The sequence below is a fragment of the Xanthomonas sp. GW genome, assembly GCF_014236815.1.
Lineage (GTDB): Bacteria > Pseudomonadota > Gammaproteobacteria > Xanthomonadales > Xanthomonadaceae > Xanthomonas_A.
In genome coordinates this window covers 2,645,183-2,666,553 of record NZ_CP051189.1, presented here as the reverse complement: position 1 = coordinate 2,666,553, position 21,371 = coordinate 2,645,183, and the positions used below count along the sequence as shown (strand labels likewise).

The 21,371-nt window shown below is 70.5% G+C and carries 22 protein-coding genes; 15 read left to right on the top strand and 7 right to left on the bottom strand.

From position 1 onward, the window contains the following. Window positions 1-2: 2 nt before the first annotated feature. From HEP73_RS11475 to HEP73_RS11445, 7 genes are all read right to left on the bottom strand, one after another. Window positions 3-1,334: a S8 family serine peptidase gene (locus tag HEP73_RS11475; protein ID WP_185820111.1), complete on the bottom strand. Its 1,332-nt coding sequence runs from the start codon at window positions 1,332-1,334 to the stop codon at window positions 3-5. Next, window positions 1,331-1,975 (bottom strand): zf-HC2 domain-containing protein, encoded by a 645-nt coding sequence (locus tag HEP73_RS11470; protein ID WP_185820110.1) that lies wholly within the window; start codon window positions 1,973-1,975, stop codon window positions 1,331-1,333. Before HEP73_RS11470 ends, HEP73_RS11475 begins: the two co-directional genes overlap by 4 nt. After that, window positions 1,972-2,559, bottom strand: a complete 588-nt coding sequence (locus HEP73_RS11465; RefSeq protein WP_053841697.1) for an RNA polymerase sigma factor — start codon at window positions 2,557-2,559, stop codon at window positions 1,972-1,974. The genes HEP73_RS11470 and HEP73_RS11465 overlap by 4 nt, the downstream gene beginning before the upstream one ends. A gap of 64 nt (window positions 2,560-2,623) precedes the next feature. Beyond that, window positions 2,624-3,367 (bottom strand): TorF family putative porin, encoded by a 744-nt coding sequence (locus HEP73_RS11460; RefSeq protein ID WP_255423472.1) that lies wholly within the window; start codon window positions 3,365-3,367, stop codon window positions 2,624-2,626. Window positions 3,368-3,644: 277 nt separating this feature from the next. After that, entirely contained in the window at window positions 3,645-4,043 is a 399-nt protein-coding gene (locus tag HEP73_RS11455; RefSeq protein ID WP_185820109.1) for a c-type cytochrome, read from the bottom strand. Window positions 4,044-4,073: 30 nt separating this feature from the next. Further along, entirely contained in the window at window positions 4,074-5,435 is a 1,362-nt protein-coding gene (locus tag HEP73_RS11450) for a cytochrome C (RefSeq protein WP_185820108.1), read from the bottom strand. Between the two features lie 59 nt (window positions 5,436-5,494). Then, a complete protein-coding gene (locus HEP73_RS11445; protein WP_185823393.1) occupies window positions 5,495-6,004 on the bottom strand; it encodes a cytochrome b in 510 nt (169 codons plus the stop codon). A gap of 348 nt (window positions 6,005-6,352) precedes the next feature. Between HEP73_RS11445 and HEP73_RS11440 the strand changes: the two genes are divergently transcribed. The 15 genes from HEP73_RS11440 to HEP73_RS11370 all read left to right on the top strand — a co-directional run bounded on the left by HEP73_RS11440 (window position 6,353) and on the right by HEP73_RS11370 (window position 21,370). After that, the gene (locus HEP73_RS11440) at window positions 6,353-6,769 is read left to right on the top strand and encodes a sugar 3,4-ketoisomerase (RefSeq protein WP_185816401.1); all 417 of its coding nucleotides are present in this window, start codon (window positions 6,353-6,355) and stop codon (window positions 6,767-6,769) included. 4 nt (window positions 6,770-6,773) lie between these two features. Further along, on the top strand, window positions 6,774-7,439 hold the full coding sequence (locus HEP73_RS11435) for an acetyltransferase (protein WP_185820107.1): 666 nt from the start codon (window positions 6,774-6,776) through the stop codon (window positions 7,437-7,439). A 4-nt stretch (window positions 7,440-7,443) separates the two neighbouring features. Next, on the top strand, window positions 7,444-8,403 hold the full coding sequence (locus tag HEP73_RS11430) for a glycoside hydrolase family protein (protein WP_185820106.1): 960 nt from the start codon (window positions 7,444-7,446) through the stop codon (window positions 8,401-8,403). Then, on the top strand, window positions 8,390-9,325 hold the full coding sequence (locus HEP73_RS11425) for a GNAT family N-acetyltransferase (RefSeq protein WP_185820105.1): 936 nt from the start codon (window positions 8,390-8,392) through the stop codon (window positions 9,323-9,325). Before HEP73_RS11430 ends, HEP73_RS11425 begins: the two co-directional genes overlap by 14 nt. Further along, window positions 9,322-10,437, top strand: coding sequence for a DegT/DnrJ/EryC1/StrS family aminotransferase (locus tag HEP73_RS11420; protein WP_185820104.1), 1,116 nt, complete (start codon window positions 9,322-9,324; stop codon window positions 10,435-10,437). Before HEP73_RS11425 ends, HEP73_RS11420 begins: the two co-directional genes overlap by 4 nt. Beyond that, on the top strand, window positions 10,434-11,687 hold the full coding sequence (locus HEP73_RS11415) for an O-antigen translocase (protein ID WP_185820103.1): 1,254 nt from the start codon (window positions 10,434-10,436) through the stop codon (window positions 11,685-11,687). Before HEP73_RS11420 ends, HEP73_RS11415 begins: the two co-directional genes overlap by 4 nt. Next, complete coding sequence (locus HEP73_RS11410) at window positions 11,687-12,628, top strand: glycosyltransferase (RefSeq protein ID WP_185820102.1); 942 nt, start codon at window positions 11,687-11,689, stop codon at window positions 12,626-12,628. Before HEP73_RS11415 ends, HEP73_RS11410 begins: the two co-directional genes overlap by 1 nt. Then, window positions 12,625-13,812, top strand: a complete 1,188-nt coding sequence (locus HEP73_RS11405) for a hypothetical protein (RefSeq protein ID WP_185820101.1) — start codon at window positions 12,625-12,627, stop codon at window positions 13,810-13,812. Before HEP73_RS11410 ends, HEP73_RS11405 begins: the two co-directional genes overlap by 4 nt. Further along, window positions 13,809-14,666: a Wzz/FepE/Etk N-terminal domain-containing protein gene (locus HEP73_RS11400; RefSeq protein WP_185820100.1), complete on the top strand. Its 858-nt coding sequence runs from the start codon at window positions 13,809-13,811 to the stop codon at window positions 14,664-14,666. Before HEP73_RS11405 ends, HEP73_RS11400 begins: the two co-directional genes overlap by 4 nt. Window positions 14,667-14,804: 138 nt before the next feature. Then, entirely contained in the window at window positions 14,805-15,653 is an 849-nt protein-coding gene (locus HEP73_RS11395) for a class I SAM-dependent methyltransferase (RefSeq protein WP_185816392.1), read from the top strand. Window positions 15,654-15,656: 3 nt separating this feature from the next. Next, the gene (locus HEP73_RS11390; protein WP_185820099.1) at window positions 15,657-16,886 is read left to right on the top strand and encodes an amidohydrolase family protein; all 1,230 of its coding nucleotides are present in this window, start codon (window positions 15,657-15,659) and stop codon (window positions 16,884-16,886) included. Beyond that, complete coding sequence (locus tag HEP73_RS11385) at window positions 16,883-17,581, top strand: class I SAM-dependent methyltransferase (protein WP_185820098.1); 699 nt, start codon at window positions 16,883-16,885, stop codon at window positions 17,579-17,581. The genes HEP73_RS11390 and HEP73_RS11385 overlap by 4 nt, the downstream gene beginning before the upstream one ends. A 23-nt stretch (window positions 17,582-17,604) precedes the next feature. Then, window positions 17,605-19,116 carry a B12-binding domain-containing radical SAM protein gene (locus HEP73_RS11380; RefSeq protein WP_185820097.1) on the top strand — a complete coding sequence of 504 codons (1,512 nt, stop codon included), beginning with the start codon at window positions 17,605-17,607 and terminating at the stop codon, window positions 19,114-19,116. A gap of 26 nt (window positions 19,117-19,142) precedes the next feature. Beyond that, entirely contained in the window at window positions 19,143-20,267 is a 1,125-nt protein-coding gene (locus HEP73_RS11375; protein WP_185820096.1) for a glycosyltransferase family 4 protein, read from the top strand. Further along, window positions 20,264-21,370 (top strand): glycosyltransferase family 4 protein, encoded by a 1,107-nt coding sequence (locus HEP73_RS11370; protein WP_185820095.1) that lies wholly within the window; start codon window positions 20,264-20,266, stop codon window positions 21,368-21,370. Before HEP73_RS11375 ends, HEP73_RS11370 begins: the two co-directional genes overlap by 4 nt. Window position 21,371 lies beyond the last annotated feature (1 nt).

Genomic DNA, 21,371 nt, shown 5'->3' with positions numbered 1-21,371 from the left:
GCTCAGCGCGCCGTGGCGGCGGTGCGCGGCAGCGCCTGTACCGCGGCGGCGGCATCCACCTGCAGCAAGCCGTCGCGTTGCCGGCTGGTCCGGCGCAGCAGCTCGTGCACGCTGCGCGCGTCCAGCTGCGGCGCCAGCGCCAGCAGCAGCGCGACCACGCCGCTGACGTGGGCGGTGGCCATCGACGAGCCGGAGGTGAAGTCGTAGCCGCCGTTGGGCTGGGTGGTGAGGATGTCCTCGCCCGGTGCGCTGAGCACGCCCGGCGGCGACGGGGTAGGGCTGCTGGTGCGCACCACGATCACCCCCGGGGTGGCATCGGGAAAGCCGTCCAGGCGGCCGTCCGGCGGCATCGCCGCGACCACGATGCGGCCCTGCCGCAGCAACTGTTCGAGCAGCTTGCGCAGCAGCGGATCGGCCGGGCCGCCCAGGCTCAGATTGATGATGCGCGCGCGGGTGTCGCCGATCGCGACCAGCGCCTTGGCCAGGGTGAAGGAGTTGCAGCCGGCGCCGGCGCCGGCGCGCTGCGGATACCAGCAGGCCTTGTACACGTCGAGCATGGCCTTGGGCGCCATGCCGACGATGCCGAGATGGTTGTTGCTGCCGGCGGCGATGATCCCGGCCACTTCGGTGCCGTGGTGGTCGCGATTGAACGCCGTGGGATCGGCGCCGACCATGTCGCGCACCTCGCGCAGCCGGCCCTGCAGGTCCGGATGCGCGGTGTCCACGCCGGTATCGATGATGGCCACGCCCACGCCCTGGCCCTGGCTCAGCACCTGCGCGGTGGCGGCGTTGGTCGCGGCGAAGCCGCGCTGCATGTCCACGTAGGGATCGTTGTAGCGCAGCGGCTGCGCGGCCTGGGCCGGCGGCGCGGCGTCGGCGTAGGTGGCGAATTCCTGCAGCGGCTGCGACAGCGCGACGCGTTCGTCCTTGGCCAGTTCGGCGAGCAGCGCGTCGCGCTCCGCGCCCGGCGCCGGCTCGAACACCACGCAGTACACGCCGAGCGGCTTGATCGGCCAGCCGGTCACCTGGCGCAGGCTGTAGCGCTGGGTCAGCGCGTCCAGCGTCGCCGCTGCCTGGGTGCCGGCACCGTAATACTTGGACGAGGCATAGCCGATCAGGTTGGAGCCGGCATGCCGACCCGGCGCGGCCATCGGGTTGGCCACCGCGAGCACGATCTGGCGCTGGCTGTCCAAGGCCGGCGAGGCGTCAAGGGTCGGGGTCTTCGCAGGCGCCGCCGCTGCCGCCACGGGCGCGTCGCCAGCACCGCGCCCGCCATGGGCGCAGGCGCCGAGCGCTAGGCAGGCGACGAGGAAGCAGGCGCGACGCAGGCTCATGGTGCGGAAATCGGCTCCGCCAGGCGGATGCCGGGCGTCGCACGCAGCTGCTGCACGCTGCGCTGCGGCTGCGCCGGCGATCCGGCCTGCACCGGCACCACGGTGTAGGCACCGGCGCCGTTGGGGCCGCCGACCACGCGCAGCTGCAGCTTGCGCAGCACCGCGTCCCAGTCGGCCAGGGTCATGCGCGCGTCCGGCACCACGCGGATCGCATCGCTCGCCAGCGGCTGCGCGGTCTCGCTGAGGGTGCGGTAGCCGCTGCCCTGGCCCTGGTCGCTGGCGGACAGCCTGACCCCGAGCACGCCCAGTCCGACCGCCTGCACCAGCGCCGCGGCGACCAGCGCCCGCGTGGTCCAGCTGGAGCGCACGCGCACCGGCAGGCGCTGCGGTTCGGGCGCGTCGAGGCGGCCGAGCAGACGCTGCAGCCCGGCCTCTGCGTCCACCGGCACGTCGCTGGGCAGCGACATCGCCATGCGCAGCCGGCTCTGCTGCGCGAACTCGGCGCTGCAGAAGCTGCACTTGGCCAGATGCGCGATCAGCCACTCGTGCTGTTCTTCCGTGGCGCTGGCCTGCAGCACCCACGGCATCAGTTCCCAGGCATGCGAGCACTCGTTGCCCGGCTCGTTGAAGCCTGTCTTCATGACACGCTCTCCGTCAGAGGGGAAGCACCGCCGGCCAATCCCGGCAGCACGTTGCGCAGCTTGACCCGGGCATGGAACAGCCGCGCCTTGATCGTGCCCACCGGACACTGCATGATCGCCGCGACTTCTTCCAGCTTGTGGCCCAGGCCGTAGACCAGTTCGACCACCAGGCGCTGGTCGGCCGACAGCCGCTCCAGGCCCTTGCCCAGCCAGTCGCGCAGTTCGCGGTCCTCGTCCGGGTCGGAAGAGGAGCCGAAATGCTCTTCGGCGCTCACCCCGTCCTCGATCGCCTCGTCGCTGTGGTGGCGGATCGCCTTGAGCCCGCAGCGGTAGGCGATGCCCATGATCCAGGTCGAGACCTGCGAATCGCCGCGGAAGTCGCCGGCCTTCTGCCAGGCGATCCAGAAGCAGTCGTTGATCGCCTCCTCGATGATGTCCGGGCGCCGGGTCAGCCGCGACAGGAACCGGCACAGGCGCCCGTGGTAGTTGCGATACAGGGTCGCCAACGCATCGCGGTCGCCGCCGGCCATGCGCCGGAGCAGCATGCGGTCGGTGGCATCGCCTAGTGGATCGGTGTCGGTCATGGAGGGCTGGCTTGGCAACGGGCACCGGTATGTGCCGGGTCGGCACGAAAAGGTTGCGTGCGGATCAGAAGGCGCGCGACACGGTGACTACCCACGGCCAGATCCCGTTGCCGCGCCTGGCGTAGATGCTGCGCGCGTCGCTGAACACGCGGTCGACCTCCACGCTCCAGGCGCCGTCGTTCCAGATCAGCCCGGCCTGGCCGTAGCTGTAGTGGTCGGCGTAGTCCAGCCCGTACAGCGCCGGCGGGGCCTGGCTGATGCCGATCCCGGCCGACAGCGACAGCTGCCCCGACAGCGGCTGGTGCACGGTGAGGTCGGCGGCGCCGTACCAGCGGCCGCGGTAGCTGTCGGGCAGCTCGAACGCAGCCAGCGACACGCTCAGCCGGTCCCGGTACGACCAGCCGAGGCTGGCCTCGTTGCGGTTGAACAGGCGGTTGATGCGGTTGCCGGGGTAGTCGTAGCGCAGCAGCCCGGCCTGCATCTGCCAGCTGTCGGACAGGGTCCAGCTGCGCGACAGCTCGACCGTGGTCAGCAACTGGTGGCCCGGCGCATCCAGCGCCGTACTGGCGGACGCGCCCAGCGACCAGCCCGGCGCCGGTAGCCAGTAGCCGGCGAATTGCAGGGACGGGGTGTCGGCGGTCACCGCGATGCCGCGATCGACCAATTGCGAACTGAGCCCGACCGCGCCGCCCAGCTTGGCCGCCAACGCCGTGCCCGGCAGGCACAGCGCCGCCGCCAGCGCCAGCGTGCCGGGCAGCGGGCGCAGGCATGCGACACGCGGCGCCAGGTCACCTGCGGCCGTGGTCATGCCGGTCGGGATGCCCATCTGCGGCGGCGGCCCATGGCGGTCGCGGGCAGGGCGGTCGGGGACGGGGAGCCGGCGGCAGAAGGGCGGTTGTGCACGGGCGCTCGATGGTCGCGGGTCGGATCGCAGGGGACGCTGGGGCACGTGCCAGCGGCAACGCTGGAGCGCCCGCCGCGTGGACGATCGCCATTATCGGCATTGCGCACTGGTGGCGACACGGCGGACGCCCGGCGGCGGACGCCGGGTTCAGGTTCGACTATGCCGGGGCCGGGTGCCGACTTCAATGCAGGGTATTGAGATAGGCGATCAGGTCTTCCAGTTGCTTGCTGTCGTCGAGCCCGTCGTACTTCATGTTGGCGCCGGGGACGCCCTTGGACGCGGGCTGGGCCAGGTAGCTGCGCAGCTTGTCGTCGCTCCAGGTCCACTGGGTCTTCTTCATCGCGTCCGAGTAGCGGTAGTCGGGCACGCTGCCGGCGCTGCGTCCGACCACGCCGAACAGAGTCGGGCCCTTCTTGTTCTTGCCCGGCGCCGCGCTATGGCATTCGGCGCATTCGGTGGCGAACACGTCGGCGCCGGGCAGGCCGCCGCCGGCCTGCGCGGCGGGCGCGAGCGCAGCGCCGAGCGGCAGCAGGCTGGCCATCAGGGTGCACCACAGGGGAAATGGGTTGGCTGCTTTCATGGCGATCCGTACTTGGGGGGAAAGGTGTGCTCAGAACGCGAGGCTCAGGGCCAGCGAGAACTGGTTCAGGTCGTGCGGGCGGGTCTCCGGCAGGGCGCCGAACACGTTGCCGGTGGTGCCGTTGAACTTGCTGAAACGGAACCAGGTGGCGGACAGGCGCATATTGGCGATCGAGGTGAACGAATCGTCCTTGCCGAACGGCGCCCACGAGGCGCTGATCAGGTTGCTGGTGGTGTCCGGCGCGGCGTACGGGCGGTAGCGGAACGCATCGTCCGAGCCGGTGTTGATGAAGTGCGCCAGCAACAGGCCGTAGCTCTGCTTGTAGGTGTAACTGAGGTTGATCGACTGGTCGCGGATGCTGCCGCGGCGCAGTCCGGCCACGCTGGGGTCGGCCGGGTCGATCAGCGCGCTGCCGTAGCGGCGGCGTTCGTAGATGTTGAGATAGCCGAGCTTGAGGATGTGCTCGCGGGTGCCCAGGAACTGGTAGTTCAGGTCGTAGCCCAGGTCGGTGAAGTCGTCGCGCGGGCCGGTACTGCGCGGCAGCTGGCGATGGGTGGTCAGCGCGACCACGCCGGCGGAGAAGAACTGCTTCTTCATGTCCTTCATGTAGCTCAGGCGCAGGTAGCCGGTGTCGCTGAGCTTGCCCGGGTCGCCGCCGACCGCATAGCCGAGGTCGTCCTGGGTGGAGACCGGCAGCGCGTTGTAGGTGCCGATCTCGCCGTACCAGTTGCGGTCGTACACGCCGTAGACGCTGGTGCCGATCACCCGGTTGGACAGCGAGGACTGGTTGAGCAGGGTGGTGGAGCTGGCGTAGGCCGAGGCCGGCCCCAGGCCGGAGGCGTTGGGCAGCACGCCGATCGGATCCTGGCTGCCCGGATTGTTGTTGACGCTGACCCCGAGCAGGGCGTCCTTGCCGCCGAGCTTGAAGGTCTTGGCGACGAAGCGCAGGTCCACGTTGTCCAGCTTGGTCGTGAACTTGTCCTTGCCGTTATTGGTGCTGGAGACCTTGATGTAGCCGCCGATGTTGTCGGTGACACGCCCTGCCAGGTACAGATCGCCCTCGCTGAGCTGGTTGTTGGTCTTGCCGCGTACCGGCACGCTGCGGGTACCGATGAGCTGCGCCGAGGCCGGGATCTTGGTCCCGTTGCCGTCGCTGTCGGTGTAGCCGTTGAGCTTGAAGCGCATGCCGTACGGGGTCAGCGCCGGGCCATAGGCGCCGATGTGGCAGTCCGCGCAGGACGAGCCGGTCTGCCGCGCGAACGCCGGCACCGCCGCGGCGCGCGGACTGGCCAGCAGCAACAGCGAGCCGAGCGTGGACCACAGCAAGACCTGCTCGGCGCCGCGCAGCGTGCCGGGACGGAAGAGGGAAGAAGGAGACGGGGCGGTCTGCATGCGATGGGTCCTTGAGCGGGTCGGCGCGGCGGCGGACGAGGGAAGGGTGGCGGCGCGGCTCAGCCGCGGCGGAAGCGCAGCATTCGCCGCAGGGTGTCGTCGCGGCGCACGAAGTGGTGCCATAGCGCGGCACCGATATGCAGCAGGATCAGGCCGAGCAGCGCCCAGGCGGCATACACGTGCCAGGCGCCGAGCGTGTCGGCCAGATCCGGATCGGGGGCGACCAGTTCCGGCAGCGTGGCGGCGAACAGGTGCACCGGCTTGCCCATGGACTGGCTCAGCGCCCAGCCCAGCACCGGCAGGGTCAGCAGCAGCGCGTACATGACCACATGGGTGAGCCCGGCCAGCGCCCGCAGCAGCGGCGAGGTGGCGTCGGGATCGTGGCGTTTGCCCAGGCGCAGGCGCAGCGCCACGCGCAGGAAAAACAGACCGAGCACGAACAGGCCGAAATGCCGATGTCCCTCCAGCAACCATTGGCGTACGGCGCGGCCTTCGACTTCTTCGCGCAGCAGGATCAGGCTCGCCGCCAGCACCAGGCACAGCACGGTGAGCCAGTGCAGCACCACCATCGGCCGCGGCAACCCTGCCGCTGCGGATGTGCGCGGCGGATGCTCCGGTGCGCCGGAGAGAGAGGTGCCGTCGTCGGCCTGCGTGGATGAAGTCATGGTGGCGTGCCCTGTCCAGGTCGTGTCGATGGAATGCGCGCTGCCGTTCGCGGCGTCGTGCTGCGCCACCCGCGGGCAGCGCAATGGCCGGCGCAGTGGTGGTCGCAGATGGGTGCCGGGTGCGCGGCAAAAGGTTGCGTCGGCGTGGCGGCGGCCTTCGCAGCGGCACTGCGAGCGGCATGGCGCAACCTTTGCGCCGGCCGGCGGCACTCAGCCTGGTAACTCCGCGTCGGAGTCCGTGTCGGACATACTATGGCAATCGAACGAATCCAGTTGCGTACGCACGGCGACGAGCGCGGTCTGCTCGTGGCCCTGGAGCAGCAACGCGACGTGCCCTTCGACATCCGGCGCGTGTACTACCTGTTCGCGACCAAGCACGGCGTGCACCGCGGGCAGCACGCGCACCGCCATCTGAATCAATTGGCGGTGGCCCTGCATGGCTCGGTGTCGTTCCTGCTCGACGACGGCAGCGGACCGGTGCAGGTGGTGCTCGACGACCCTTCCCAGGGCCTGCTGCTCGGCAGCATGGTGTGGCGCGACCTGTACGATTTCAGTGCCGACTGCGTGCTGATGGTGCTGGCCGACCAGGCCTACGATCCGGCCGACTACATCCTCGACTACGACGATTTCCTGCGCGAAGCCGCGGGCGAACGCAGGCAGGAGGCGTAGCGCCATGGCGAAACCATTGGTCATCATCGGCGCGGGCGAAATGGCGCAGATCGCCTGCGAATACTTCAGCCACGACAGCGACTATGAAGTGCTGGCCTTCAGCGCCGAGCGCGACTACATCGCCGCGCCGACCCTGGCCGAGCGGCCGGTGGTGGCGTACGAGGAGTTGGAGCGGCTGTACCCGCCGGGGGAGATCGAGGCGTTCGTGGCGATTCCCGCCAGCGGCCTCAATCGCCTGCGCACGCGGTTCTTCCTCGACGCCAAGCGCCGCGGCTACCGCCTGGCCAGCTACGTCAGTTCGCGCGCCTTCGTCTGGCGCAATGCGCAGCTGGGCGAGAACTGTTTCGTGTTCGAAGGCAATGTGGTGCAGCCGTTCACGCGCATCGGCGACAACTGCATCCTGTGGAGCGGCAACCACATCGGCCACCGCACGGTGATCCACGATCACGTGTTCGTCGCCTCGCATGCGGTGATTTCCGGCTATTGCGAGATCGGCCAGAGCAGTTTCGTCGGGGTCAATGCCACCTTCAGCGACGGGGTCAAGGTCGCTGCGGACAACGTCATCGGCGCCGGCGCACTGGTCACCCGCGACACCGAACCGGGCCGGGTCTACGTCGGCGCGCCGGCGCGCGCGGTGGCCGGCAAGTCCAGCTTCGACGTGACGCTCTGACGCCATGTTCGACTGGAGCAAACGCGGTTTGGCGTTCGCCACCGCACGCGACGGCGTCGGCGGCTGGATGCGGCATTCGGCGTTGACGCCGACGCCGTATCGCCTGGATGCCGAGCTGATCCGCGTCTACGCCGGCTTCCGCGACGACGCCGGGATCAGCCGCATCGGCTACGTCGACGTGCGCGGCGACGATCCGACCCGGGTGGTTCGCGTGAGCGCCACGCCGGTGCTGGACATCGGCCGCGACGGCTGCTTCGACGACAACGGCATGATCCTCGGCGACGTAGTCGCCGCGCCGGACGGGCTGTACATGTTCTATGTCGGCTTCCAGCGCGTGGCCAAGGCCAAGTTCCTGGCCTTCACCGGGCTGGCGGTGTCCAGCGATGGCGGCGAGACGTTCCAGCGCCGCCAGGACACGCCGCTGCTGGACCGCGCGCCCGGGCGCAGCACCATCGCCGCGGTGCATTCGGCACGCTACGAGGACGGCCGCTGGCGGCTGTGGTACGCGGTCGGCGACGACTGGGAGCACATCGACGGCACGCCGTTCCCGCGCTACCACATCCGCTACGCCGAGACCGACGACCTGCAGGCGATCCCGCGCCAGGACACGTTGTGCCTGCAGCCGCAGGGCAGCGAATACCGCATCGGCCGCCCGCGCGTGTACCGCCACCAGGGCGGCTACCTGATGTACTTCACCCGCGGCAACATCGATGGGGCGTATTTCCCCGGCGTGGCGCGCAGCGCCGACGGCCGCCACTGGCAGCGGTGCGACGAGGCCTTCGGCCTGGCGCTTTCGCCTGGCGGCTGGGACGCGCGCACGCTGTGCTATCCGGCGCTGATCCGGCACCGCGACCGCGTGCTGATGTTCTACAACGGCAACGACATGGGCCGCGACGGCTTCGGCGTGGCGGTGGCGCCGCTGGCGCAGGGCGCAGGCGAGGGGAGTGGCGATGATTTCGGTTAGGCCGTATACCGCCGCCGATGCGCCAGCCTGGGACGCGTTGATCGCCGAATCCCGCAACGGCAACCTGCTGCACCGGCGCGGCTACATGGACTACCACGCCGAGCGCTTCGTCGACGCCTCGCTGCTGGTCGAACGCGGCGGTGCGCTGCTTGCGGTGTTCCCGGCCAACATCGAGGGCGCGCGCGTGGTCAGCCATGCCGGGCTGAGCTATGCCGGGCTGCTGTCCGCGCATGGCCTGCGCGCGGCGGCCACGCTGGACGTGTTCGAACAGATCGCCGCGCACTATCGCGCGCGCGGCGTGCACGAACTGTTGTACAAGGCGGTGCCGCACCTATTCCATGCGTCGCCGGCGGAAGAGGATCTCTATGCCCTGCATCGGCTCGGTGCGCGGCTGCAACGCCGCGACCTGTCCTCGGCCATCGCCTTGCGCGAGCCGCTGCGCTTCGCCGCCGAACGGCGGCGCTCGATCGGCAAGGCGCGCAAGGCCGGCCTGCGCGTGCAGCACAGCGACGATCCGGCCCCGTTCCATGCGCTGCTGAGCGAGGTGCTGCAGCGCCACGGCGCCACGCCCACCCACAGCCTGCAGGAACTGCGCCTGTTGTGCGGGCGCTTCCCGGAACAGCTGGTGCTGTACGAAGTGCGCGACGGCGATGCGCTGCTTGCCGGCACGCTGCTGTACGACTTCGGCCGCGTGGTGCACACGCAGTACCTTGCCTGTTCCGAACAGGGCCGGCGCGTGGACGCGCTCAGCCTGCTGCTGGCCGACCTGATCGAACACCGCTACGCGCCGCGCGAGTACTTCAGCCTCGGCATTTCCACCGAGCAGCAGGGCCAGGTGCTCAACGACGGCCTGGTCACGCAGAAGGAGCGCTTCGGCGCGCGCGGCGTGGTCCACGATTTCTACGCCTGGGATCTGCGATGAGCGTGCCGTTCCTGGACCTGCGCGCGCTCAACGCCCGCTATGCCGACGAACTGAAGGCCGCGGCGGCACGAGTCATCGACTCGGGCTGGTATGTGCTGGGCGAGGAGCTCGACGCGTTCGAGCGCGAGTTCGCCGCCTATTGCGGCACCGAACATGCGATCGGCGTGGGCAACGGCATGGACGCGCTGACCCTGATCCTGCGCGGCTACCGCGAACTGGGCCGGCTACGCGACGGCGACGAGGTGATCGTACCGGGCAACACCTTCATCGCCAGCTTCCTGGCGATCAGCGAGAACCGGCTGCTGCCGGTGCCGGTGGAGCCGGACCCGGTCAGCTTCAACCTGGATCCGGCCAGTGTGGAGCGGGCGATCGGCCCGCGCACGCGGGCGATCATGGCGGTGCACCTGTACGGCCAGCTGGCGGACATGGCCGCGCTGCGGACGCTGGCGCGGCAGCATGGCCTGCTGCTGATCGAGGACGCGGCGCAGGCGCATGGCGCACGCCTGCACGGACGCCACGCCGGCAGCTTCGGCGACGCCGCCGGCTTCAGTTTCTTCCCCGGCAAGAACCTGGGCGCGCTCGGCGACGGCGGCGCGGTGACGACCGACGACGACGCGTTGGCCGCGCAGATCCGGATGCTGCGCAACTACGGCTCGGACATCAAGTACCGGCACCTGGTGCAGGGCGTGAACTCGCGCCTGGACGAAATGCAGGCGGCGTTGCTGCGGGTCAAGCTGCACTACCTGGATGCCGACATCGCCCTGCGCCGCGATGTGGCGCGGCGCTACCGCGCCGGCATCGTGCATCCGCAATTGCAGTTGCCGCATGTGGCCGACGAGGCGGCCCACGCCTGGCATCTGTTCGTGGTGCGCTGCGCCCGGCGCGACGCGCTGCAACGCCACCTGCTGGCCAGCGGCATCCACTGCCTGGTGCACTATCCGGTGGCACCGCACCGGCAGCCGGCCTATGCCGGGCTGAGCGGACGCAGCCTGCCGCTGTGCGAGCAGTTGCACCGGGAGGTGCTGAGCCTGCCGATCGGGCCGACCCTGGATGCGGCAGCGGTGGAGCGGGTGATCGATGCCTGCCAGGCGTTCGAGGCCAGCGCGGCATGAACGTGCTGCGCAGCGGCCTGTACAGCGGCGTGGCCACCGCGGCCAAGTTGCTGGCCGCGTTGCTGGTGCTGAAGCTGGTCGCGGTGTATGCCGGGCCTGCCGGCGTGGCCCGGCTCGGCCAGTTCACCAGCCTGATGTCGCTGCTGGCGGTGCTGGCCGGCGGCGGCATCGGCGCCGGCATCGTCAAGTACGTGGCCGAGTACCGCGACGATGCGCAGAAGCTGGCGCGGCTGCTCGGCGCGGCGCTGGGCTATGCGTGCTGCGCCGCCTGCGTGATGGGCGTGGTCGCGCTGCTGTTCAGCCGCCAGATCGCGCAGCGCCTGCTCGGCGATCCGCAGTACCAGAGCCTGATCTGCGTGCTGGCCGTGGCCCAGCTCGGCATCGCCCTGGTCAACTACATCCTGGCGGTGGTCAACGGTTTCATGGACGTGCGCCGGCTGGCCTTCATCCAGGTCGCCGGCTCGGTGCTCAGCGTGCTGGTGGTGTTGTGGCTGTCGCGCTGGCTGCAGCTGTACGGCGCGCTGCTGGCGCTGGTCGCCGGGCAGGTGCTGTGGCTGTGCGCCGGCTTGCCGGCGCTGCGGCGCAGCCCATATTTCCGCCGCGACATGCTGCGCATCCGCTTCGATGCGGAGATGACCCGGCGGCTAGCCGCGTTCTCGGTGATGACCCTGACCTCGGCGCTGCTGCCGCTGCTGGTCAACATCGGCGTGCGCGACCATCTGGCCGGCACCTTCGGCTGGCAGCAGGTCGGCTACTGGCAGGCGGTCAGCAAGGTCTCCGAGGCCTATCTGCTGTTCTTCACCACCGCGATCAACGTCTACTACTTGCCGAAGCTGGCGGCGTTGCGCGATCGCGCCGGGCTGCTGCTGGAATTGCGCACGGCTTACCGCTACGTGCTGCCGGCGGTGATCGCATTGGCCGCGGCGATCTATCTGTGCCGCGACTGGATCACCCGGCTGCTGTTCGCCGCCGACTTCGCCGCCGCCGCGCCGCTATACGCGCCGCAGCTGATCGGCGACGTGATCAAGATCGCCTCGTTCGTGCTGTCGTACCTGATGCTGGCCAAGGCGATGACGCGGCTGTTCGTGATCTCCGAATGCGTGTTCGCCGCCAGCTATCTGGGGCTGGTCTATCTGTTCACCGCGCGCATGGGCCTGATCGGGGCGGCATACGCATTCGCGGTCAACTATGCGCTGTACCTGGCGTTCAACGTCGTGGTGGTACGCCGCTATCTGGGAGGGTTGCGCTGATGGACGAACGCGAACTGCGCGGCGACATGCCGCTGGTGTCGGTGCTGGTGCCGGCGTTCAACCACGAACGCTTCGTGCAGCGCTGCCTGGACAGCGTGCTGGAGGATCCGTATCCGAACAAGGAGTTGGTGATCGTCGACGACGGCTCCAGCGACGCCACCGCCGCGCGCATCGCCGAGTGGATCGCGCTGCATGGGCAGCGCATCCCGGTGCGGTTCTGGCCGCGCGAGAACCGCGGCATCGCCGCCACCTTGAACCACCTGGTGGCGATGGCCAGCGGCGAGTTCCTGCGCCTGGGCGCCAGCGACGACTACCTGTTGCCGGGCGGTCTGGCCGCGCAGGTCGCCTATCTGCGCGCTGCGCCGGACAAGACCGCGGTGATCGGCGATGCGGTAGTGGTCGATGCGGACGGGCGCCTGCTGCACCAGAGCAGCATGCGCGACCTGCACGGCGTGGACAAACGCCTGTACCTGAGCGACGCCGGCATCCGCCGCGCGGTGATCCGGCACTGGGCGGTGAGCGGGGCGGTGGCCCTGGTCCGGCGCAGCGCGCTGCAGGCGCGCGTGGCCTGGGACGAAGAGCTGCATATCGAGGACTGGGATTTCTTCCTGCGCCTGGTCGCGCGCGACGCGTTGGGTTTCATCGACGTTGGCGTCTGCGCGTACCGGCTGCACGGCGCCAACGCCAGCAGGACCCGGCACCTGCCCAGTCGCTTGGCAAACCTGACCGAGTCGCGGCAGGTGGCGCTGAGCCGCGCAGCGCTGTTCGATGCACCGTGCCGCACGCTGCTGCACGCGCAGGCGCACTACATCGCGGCCAAGATCGCGTTCCTGCGGCGGCAGCCGGCGGCGCTGGGCGGGCACCTGCTGGCGCATGCCTGGCTGTCGCTGCTGGCGCGCCTGCGGCCGGCCGCAGCGGCGCCGCTGGCCGAGCGCGCATGAAACGCCTGCTGCGCCTGCCGTCGAGTTACTTCGGCCTGCCGCTGCTGTTCAGTTGCGCACTGACCTTGCTCAGCTTCGATCTGCCGCCCGGCTATGCCGACGGCATCGCCTTGCTGGCCGCCGCGGCCGCAACGACGCTGCTGCTGGATGCGCTGCACGGCATGCGCCTGCCGTCGCTGGCCGCGTTTCGCGCGCGCCGCTATGCCGGCACCCGCGAGGCCTTCGTCGCGCTGTGCCTGGCGGCGCTGGTCGGCGTGTTCTGCGTACTGGACCTGGCGCTGTTCCCGATCCCGCTGTTCACCAATCCATCCGCGTATGCCGACCTGACACCGCTGCATTCGCACGTGCGGCACCTGTCCAACATGTGCTGGATCCTGCCGCCGATCGCGCTGCTGTGCGTGCGCGACAAGGCGCTGCGCAACGCGATGATCGTCGCCGGTTTCGTGTTCCCGGTGCTGGTGATCGACCGCAACCGGATCTTCGCCGGGTTGTTCAGCTTCGCGCTGCTCCTGCTGCTGCGGCGCGATCCGGCGCGGCCGGTGCCGTGGAAGGCCATCGTGGCGTTGCTGGTCGCTGGCGGCGCGGCGTTCTCGCTGCTGGGCACGCTGCGCTCGGGCTCGCTGGATTCGGTGACGCTGCCGTTCGGCGCGCTGTACCGCGCCGCGCCGCAAGGCATCAAGTGGCTGCTGCTGTACATCGGCGCCGGCCCTTACAACTTCGGCGCGATGCTGGCCAAGGACTACGTCAACGCCAGTTTCCTGGTCAACCAGCTGGTGCCGTTGAGCGGCTCGATCGCCACCGCCGGCACCGGCATTCCGCTGGATGCGCCGAACATCAACGTCGGCACCGAATTCTTCCCGTTCCTGCTGGCCGGCGGCGCCGGCGCCGCGCTGGCCGCGATGCTGGCGCTGTACGCGGCGCTGCTGTGGAGCGTGCGCCTGCTCGGCAGCACGGTGTCGCTGTTCAACCTGCTGGTGTTCCTGCGCATCGCCTACGCCTGCCTGATGTCGCCGTTCGCGCCGCAGGCCTTCACCTGGACCAACGCCGGCTTCATCGCGCTGTGCCTGGTCCTGCACGCCTGCAGCGCGCTGTTGCCGAACCGCCGCGCGGCGCTGGCGGCGGCGCCGGTCAGGGCGGGGCAGGCACCGTCGCCACCTTTTTCTCCAGGAAGTGCCTTGCCATGAAAGAAGACGAAATCTACCTGATCGACCTGTGGCGGATCCTGCGCCGCGAGTGGAAGTGGTGCGTGTTGCCGCTGCTCGCCGCGCTGGCGCTGGCGTTCGCCTTCCTGCATGTGGCCACGCGCCAGTGGCAGGCCACCGCATGGGTGCAGGTCGGCGAATTCGGCCCGACCCCGGCCGGGCGCGATCCCAAGCTGGAGCCGTTCCAGCGCGTGATCGAGCGGATCAAGACCCGGCTGTTCCAGGACCAGGTGCTGCACAGCCTGGGCCTGCCGTTGAACGGGCGCGAGGCCGCGTTGTACCGCAGCAGCCTGAAACTGGACCCGGATCCCTACGCCAACCTGATCGAGTTGAGCCTGCGCGCCGATTCGGCGCAGCAGGCGCGCGCCCTGGCCGCGGCGACGACCGCGCAGCTGCAGGCGCTGCACCGGCGCATCCAGGCCGTGCCGATGCAGCAGGCGCGCGAACGCCTGCAGGACATCGGCAGCGAACTCGCCACGACCCAGGCCGAGCGCGCACGCCTGCTGCAACAGCAGGCCGAGGGCAAGGGCAGCGTCGAGCAGCAGTTGCTCGGCAACATGCTGCTGTCGGAGAAGAACGCGACCATCCGCAGCCTGAAGTCCGAGCGCGACGACCTGCTCGCCCGGCTCGGCGCGCGCTATACCTACGACACCTCCGCGCCGTGGGCGGCCTACGTGCCCGAACGCCCGGCATTTCCCAATCCGGTGCTGGTGCTGGCGGTGGCGCTGATGCTGGGCGCCGGGCTTGGCGTGTTCGCCGCGATCGTCCGCAACGCGCTGCGGCGCCGGCAGGCCGCACGCATGCCGCAGCCTCAGCAGGCCCTTAGCGGCGCATAAGCGCCAATACGCAAGACGCCGCGCACGGCGATTCAACCAAACCGCCCGCCACCCGCACTCACTGGCATACCGTGCGATCCGCGCTTGCGGCCGGCACGGCAATTCCCGACGACGACGGCAGGCGAGTGGAGAGTGGATGTGACTGCGAATGGCAAGCCCGGCGCCGCTGCGCGCGCGGCGACGATCGATCCGGCGCTGCTGCTGGAGACTCAGCGCGCCTTCGATAGCGTCGCCGCCGACTACGACGGCCCGCGCGGCAACAACGAACTGATCCAGCGCATGCGCACCACCCTGTGGGACACCGTGGCGGCGCAGTTGCCGGTCGGCGCGCGGCTGATCGACCTGGGCTGCGGCACCGGCCTGGACGCCCACGAGTTCGCGCAGCGCGGCTATCGGGTGCTGGCCACCGACTGGTCGCCGCAGATGGTGGAGCGCACCCGGCAGCGTGCGCAGGACCCGGCGCTGCAGGGGCGGCTCAGCGCGGCGCACGTCGGCATCCAGCAACTGGACCGCCTCGATGGCGAGTTCGACGGCATGTATTCCAACTTCGGCCCGCTGAACTGCGCGCCGGACCTGCCCGCGGTGGCCGCCGAATGCGCGCGCCTGCTGCGCCGCGACGGGCGCCTGGTGTTCTCGGTGATCGGGCGCCTGTGCCCGTGGGAAGTGGGCCATTACGCGCTGCGCGGACGCTTCCGCCGCGCCGCGGTGCGTGGCGCGCGCGGAGTCACCGCGGTGGGCATGAACGGGCACACGATCTGGACCTGGTACTACCTGCCGCGCGAGTTCTATCGCGCCTTTTCCGCGCATTTCGAACTGGAATCCTATCGCGCGCTCAGCCTGTGCCTGCCGCCGCCGTACCTGGTCGACCACTACCGCCGCCACCCGCGCTGGGGCGAGCGCCTGGGCCGGCTGGACGACCGCATCGGCGGCTGGCCGCTGCTGCGCGACATGGGCGATCACTTCCTGATCGTGATGCGCAAGCGCTGACCGATGCGCACGCCTTTCGCCACCGCCGAGACCTGCCTGCACGGCGCGCGCCTGGCCACGCCGGCCGGCGCGGTGCGCGCCTCGCTGGCGTTGCGCGGCGCACGCATCGCCGCCGCGCCGGCCACCGCGGCGTACCGAATCGCGCTGCACGGGCACCTGGTGTTTCCGGGGCTGATCAATGCGCACGAGCACCTGCAGGTCAACGCGGTGCCGCCGTTGCCGCAGACCGCGCCGTTCGCCAATAGCTACGCATGGATCGAGGCATTCGCTGAGCACTTCAGCGACCCCGCCGTCGCCGCCGCGCTGCAACTGCCGAAAGCGTTGCGCCTGCGCCACGGCGCGCTGAAGAACCTGCTCGCCGGCGTCACCTGCGTCGCCCACCACGATCCGTGGCACGCCGAACTGGACGCGGCGGACTTTCCGATCGCGCTGCTGCGCGAGTTCGGTTGGAGCTACGCCTTGCACGGTCCCGACTATGGCCCGCCGCTGGCGCAGAGCTTCGCCGCGACCGCCGCCGACCACCCGTGGATGATCCACCTGGCCGAGGGCACCGATGCGGTCGCCGCCGGCGAGCTGGCCGAACTGGACCGGCGCGGCTGCCTGGCCGCCAACAGCGTGCTGATCCACGGCGTGGGCCTCGACACCGCCGACATCGAACGCGTGCTCGCCTGCGGCGCCGCCGTGGTGTGGTGCCCGTCGAGCAACCTGGCGCTGCTGGGGCGCACGCTGGATCCACGCCGGCTGTACGCCGGCGGGCGCCTGGCGCTGGGCAGCGATTCGCGCCTGAGCGGCGCGCGCGACCTGCTCGAGGAACTGCAGGTGGCCGCCGCCAACGGCGTGGATGCCGGGCAGGCGCTGGCGCTGGCGACCACCGCCGCGGCGCGCATCCTGCGCCTGCCCGGACGCGGCAGTCTCGCGGTCGGCACCGCCGCGGATCTGCTGATCGTCGGCGACCGCGGCGGCGATCCGGCGCATAGCCTGGTCGGGCTGGCGCGCAGCGAACTGCGTGCGGTGGTGCGCGATGGACGCCCGCGCATCGCCGATCCCGATTTCGCCGACTGGTTCGAGGCCACCGGTGTGGCGGCGGTGCCGGTCACGCTGGATGGCGCGCCGAAGCTGCTGGCCGCCGAGCTGGCCGACCCCGCGCTGCTCGCGCTCGAACCTGGGCTGGAGCTGCAGGGCGATGTGCTTCGCACGACCGAGCAGTCCGTCCTGCAGGCACGCCGCGCATGAGCGCCGTGCCGATCCTGGACCCGTTCGAGGCCTATGCGCTGTGGGCGGCGAGCTATCCGGCGCATGCGCACAACCCGGTGATGCAGGCAGAGCAGCGCGCCATGCTGGCGCTGCTGCCGCCCGCGCTGCACGGCCAGCGCGTGCTCGATGCCGGCTGCGGCAGCGGACGCTATCTGCTGCATGCGCTGCAGCGCCACGCCACGCACGCCACCGGCGTGGACCTGTCGCCACAGATGCTCGGCCGCGCCGCGCGCGAACTGGATGCGGCCGGCGCCGGCAATCGCTACACGCTGCGCGAAGGCAGCCTGGACGCGCTGCCGGTGGCCGATGCCGAGGCCGACCTGAGCATCTGCGCCCTGGTCGTCGGGCATCTGCCGCAGCTGCTGCCGGCGCTGGCCGAACTGCACCGCGTCACCCGCCCAGGCGGCAGCGTGCTGTGCAGCGACGTGCATCCGATCGGCCACGCGTTGGGCTGGAAGCGCGATTTCAAGGCCGCTGGCCAGCGTTACGCGGTGCGCCACACCCAGCACCTCTACAGCCACTGGCATGCGGCCTGCGCCGCGCTCGGGCTGGCGATCGAGGCGGTGCGCGAACCGATGCTCGATCCTGCCGACATTCCCGCCGGCGCGCACTTCGATCCTGCCGCGCTGCAGGTTCCGGTGGCGCTGGTGTTCCGGCTGCGGCGCCTGCCGTGAGCCTCGCCTTGCGGTCTTCTCCCATGCCTTCCACACCGAACACGCTGCTGGTCAATCCGACCATCACCTCGCGCGGCAACGCCCGCTTCCCGCTGGCGCTGCTGAACCTGGCCGCGGCGCTGGACCGCAGCGGCGACAGCCGCATCATCGACGGCAACGTCGATCGCGGCTTCATCGACAGCGCGCTGCAGGCGTTGCAGGAACAACGCTACGACGCGGTCGGCATCAGCGTCATGGGCGGGCCGCAGATCGCCCCGTCGATCGCACTGTCCACCGCGATCCGCGAACGCTTCCCGGCCATGCCGATCGTCTGGGGCGGCTATTTCCCGACCCTGTACACCGACACCGCGCTGAGCGCGCCGTACGTGGACTACGCGATCCGCGCGCAGGGCGAGGACACGCTGCCGGAACTGGTCGCGGCGTTGCGCGGCGAAGGCCCAGGTCTGGCGCAGATCGATGGCCTGTCGTGGAAACAGGACGGCGCGATCGTGCACAACCGCAATCGCGGCTTCAGCCGTGGCGAGGCGGCGCCGGCGCTGCCGTACGCAAAGCTCGGCGACCCGCGCCAGTACCTGGGCCGCAGCTTCCTCGGCCGCCGCACCGCCTCGCACCAGGCCGCACTCGGCTGCCGTTTCCGCTGCACCTTCTGCGGCGTGGCGGCGATGTTCGGCGGCGCCACCGCGCTGCCCACCGCGGCGCGGCTGGAGCGCGAGCTGCGCTATTTGAAGGAAGAACTGGGCGCCGATTCGATCCAGTTCTTCGACCACAACTTCTTCGACCGCGAGGCGGAGATGATCCCGCTGCTGGAGGTCATGGCCAAGCTGGAGATGCCGTGGTGGTGCTATGCGCGCGCCGACGCGCTGCTCAACCTGTCCGAGAGCACCTGGAAGCTGGTACGCAAGAGCCGGCTGCGCATGGCCTACATCGGCGCCGAATCGCCGAGCGGGGCAATGCTCAAGGAAATCCGCAAGGGCACGCGCCCGGACCAGACCCTGGAGGTGGCCGAGCTGTGCCGGCGCAACGGGGTGATCCCGGAGCTGTCGTTCATGGTCGCGCCGCCGCAGGACACCGTGCACGAGACCGAGCAGACCTTCGAGTTCATTCGCGAGCTCAAGCAGATCAATCCGCAGTCGGAAATCATCGTCTACGTGTACACGCCGCTGCCGGAAGCCAGCCGCCACGAGAAGGACCGCGGCAAGCGCGCATCGATGCCGCTGCGCGACCTGCATGGCGCGCCGGTGGAGTTCCCGCGCACGCCGGAGGAGTGGACCCAGCCGCAATGGGTGGACTACGCCTGCCATGCCGACGCGCCCTGGCTCGACGACGCGCTGCGCCAGCGCATCCGCGACTTCGTCACCGTGCTGGGCTGCCGCTATCCCACCGCGCAGGACCTGCGCTCGCCGCGCTGGGCCAAGCGCGGCCTGAGCGCGATGGCGGCGTGGCGCTACCGCTACCGGCGCTACGACCGGCCGTGGGAATTGAACCTTGCCAATTGGCTGGTGCGCCTGCGCCGGCCGCAGGTCTCCGGCATCTAGGCGTGTCGTCTTCCCGCGGAAACTCCATGCACGTCGTCCAGATCAATTTCGTCCGCACGCCGCCGGGACTGGCGCCGGCGCAGGTGTTCGCGCACTGGCCGTCTCTGGCCGACATCTCCGAAGCGGTGGCCAGCGCCGGCACCCGCGTGTCGGTGATCCAGGCCGCTGACGCATCGGAGCAGTTGCTGCGCAACGGCGTGGAATATCACTTCACCGATCCGGGCAATGCCGGCACCAGCAGCCGTGCGCGGCGCATCGCCGGCATCGTGCAGGCGATCGGCGCCGACGTGGTCCACGTGCACGGCCTGGAGTTCGCGCGCGAGGCCTGCGCGATGGCGCGGCAGTTGCCGCAGGTGCCGATCCTGCTGCAGGACCATGCCAATCGCCCGCCGCGCTGGTGGCGCCGCTCGCAGTGGCGGCAGTGGTACGCGGCCGCGGCGGGCATCGCCTTCACCTCGCTCGATCTGGCGCGCTCGTTCGTGCATGCCGGGCTGTTCGCGCCGTCCACCCGCCTGTTCGCAATTCCCGAATCCAGCTGCCGCTTCACCCCCGGCGATCGCGCCCAGGCGCGGCGCGAGAGCGGCCTGCATGGTGAACCCTGCGTGCTGTGGGTCGGGCACCTGAGCGCCGGCAAGGATCCGTTGACCGTGCTCGAAGGCGTGGCTTGCGCCGCCGCGCGGTTGCCCGGACTGCAGCTGTTCTGCGCGTACGGCAGCGCGCCGTTGCTGGAGGCGATCCAGCAACGCGTGCAGCAGGATCCGCGCCTGCGCGGGCGCGTGCATCTGCTGGGCAAGGTCGACCATGCGCAGGTGCAGACGCTGATGCGCGCGGCGGATCTGTTCGTGTCGGGCAGCCTGGCCGAAAGCTGCGGCTACGCCGCGCTGGAAGCCTTCGCCTGCGGCACGCTGCCGGTGCTGACCGACATCCCGTCGTTCCGCGCGCTCACCGACTGCGGCCGCGTCGGCGAACTGTGGCCGTGCGGCGATGCCGGGCTGCTCGCCGAGGCGCTGGTGCATGCCGCCGCCGAACGGCCGACGCCAGAGCAGGTCCGCGCGCATTTCGATGCGCAGCTGTCGTTCGCGGCGGTGGGCCGGCGCTGGTCGCGCGCCTATGCGCAACTGCTGGAGCAAGCCGCGCGGAGCGAGGCATGAAGCTGGCGCTGGTGGTGCCCGGCGGGGTCGATCGCAGCGGCGAGTACCGGGTGATCCCGGTGCTGCTGACCCTGATCGAACGCCTGGCGCGCAGCCACGAGCTGCATGTGTTCGTGCTGCACCAGGAGCCCGCGCCGGCATGCTGGGAGTTGCTCGGCGCGCGCATCCACAACATCGGCGAGGGCCGTACTCGTCTGCGCGCGGTCGCCGCGATCCGCGCCGAGCATCGCCTGGCGCCGTTCGACCTGGTGCAATCGATCTTTTCCGGCCACTGCAGCCTGATCGCAGTGGCCGCCGCACGCTTGCTGCGGCGGCCGAGCCTGGTGCACATCGCCGGCGGCGAACTGGTCGCGCTGCATGCCATCGGCTACGGCGGGCGGCGCAAATGGCAGGGCCGGCTGCGCGAGGCGCTGGTGCTGCGGCTGGCGAACGCGGTCACCGCGGCCAGCGCGCCGATCGTCGATGCCCTGCAGGCGCTGGGCATCGCCGCCGAACGCGTGCCGCTGGGCGTGGACCTGCGCGCCTGGCCGCAGCGCGAGCCGCGCCGCCGCGATGGCGGCACCGCGCAGCTGCTGCACGTGGCCAGCCTCAACCGGGTCAAGGACCAGCCGACGCTGCTGCGCGCACTGGCGGCGCTGGCGCGGGCCGGGGTCGCGTTCCGGATCGACATCGTCGGCGTGGACACGCTCGACGGCGAGATGCAGCGCCTGGTCGCGCAGCTGGGACTGTCGCAGCAGGTGCGCTTCCTCGGTTTCAAGACCCAGCGCGAACTGCGCCCGCTGGTGGAGGCCGCCGATCTGCTGGTGCTGTCGTCGCTGCACGAAGCCGGGCCGATGGTACTGCTGGAAGCGGCGGTGGCCGGCGTGCCCACCGTCGGCACCGGGGTAGGGCACCTGCTGGAATGGGCGCCGTCGGCGGCGCTGGCGGTGCCGACCGGCGACTGGGCCGGCCTGGCCGAAGCCTTGCGCCAGGTCCTGGCCGACGACGAACTGCGCCTGCGCCTGGCCTGGTCCGCGCAATGCCGCGCGGTGCGCGAAGACGCCGAGCACACCGTGCGCAGCTTCAACACGCTGTACCGGCGGCTGTGTCCGAAGCGCGCGTGAG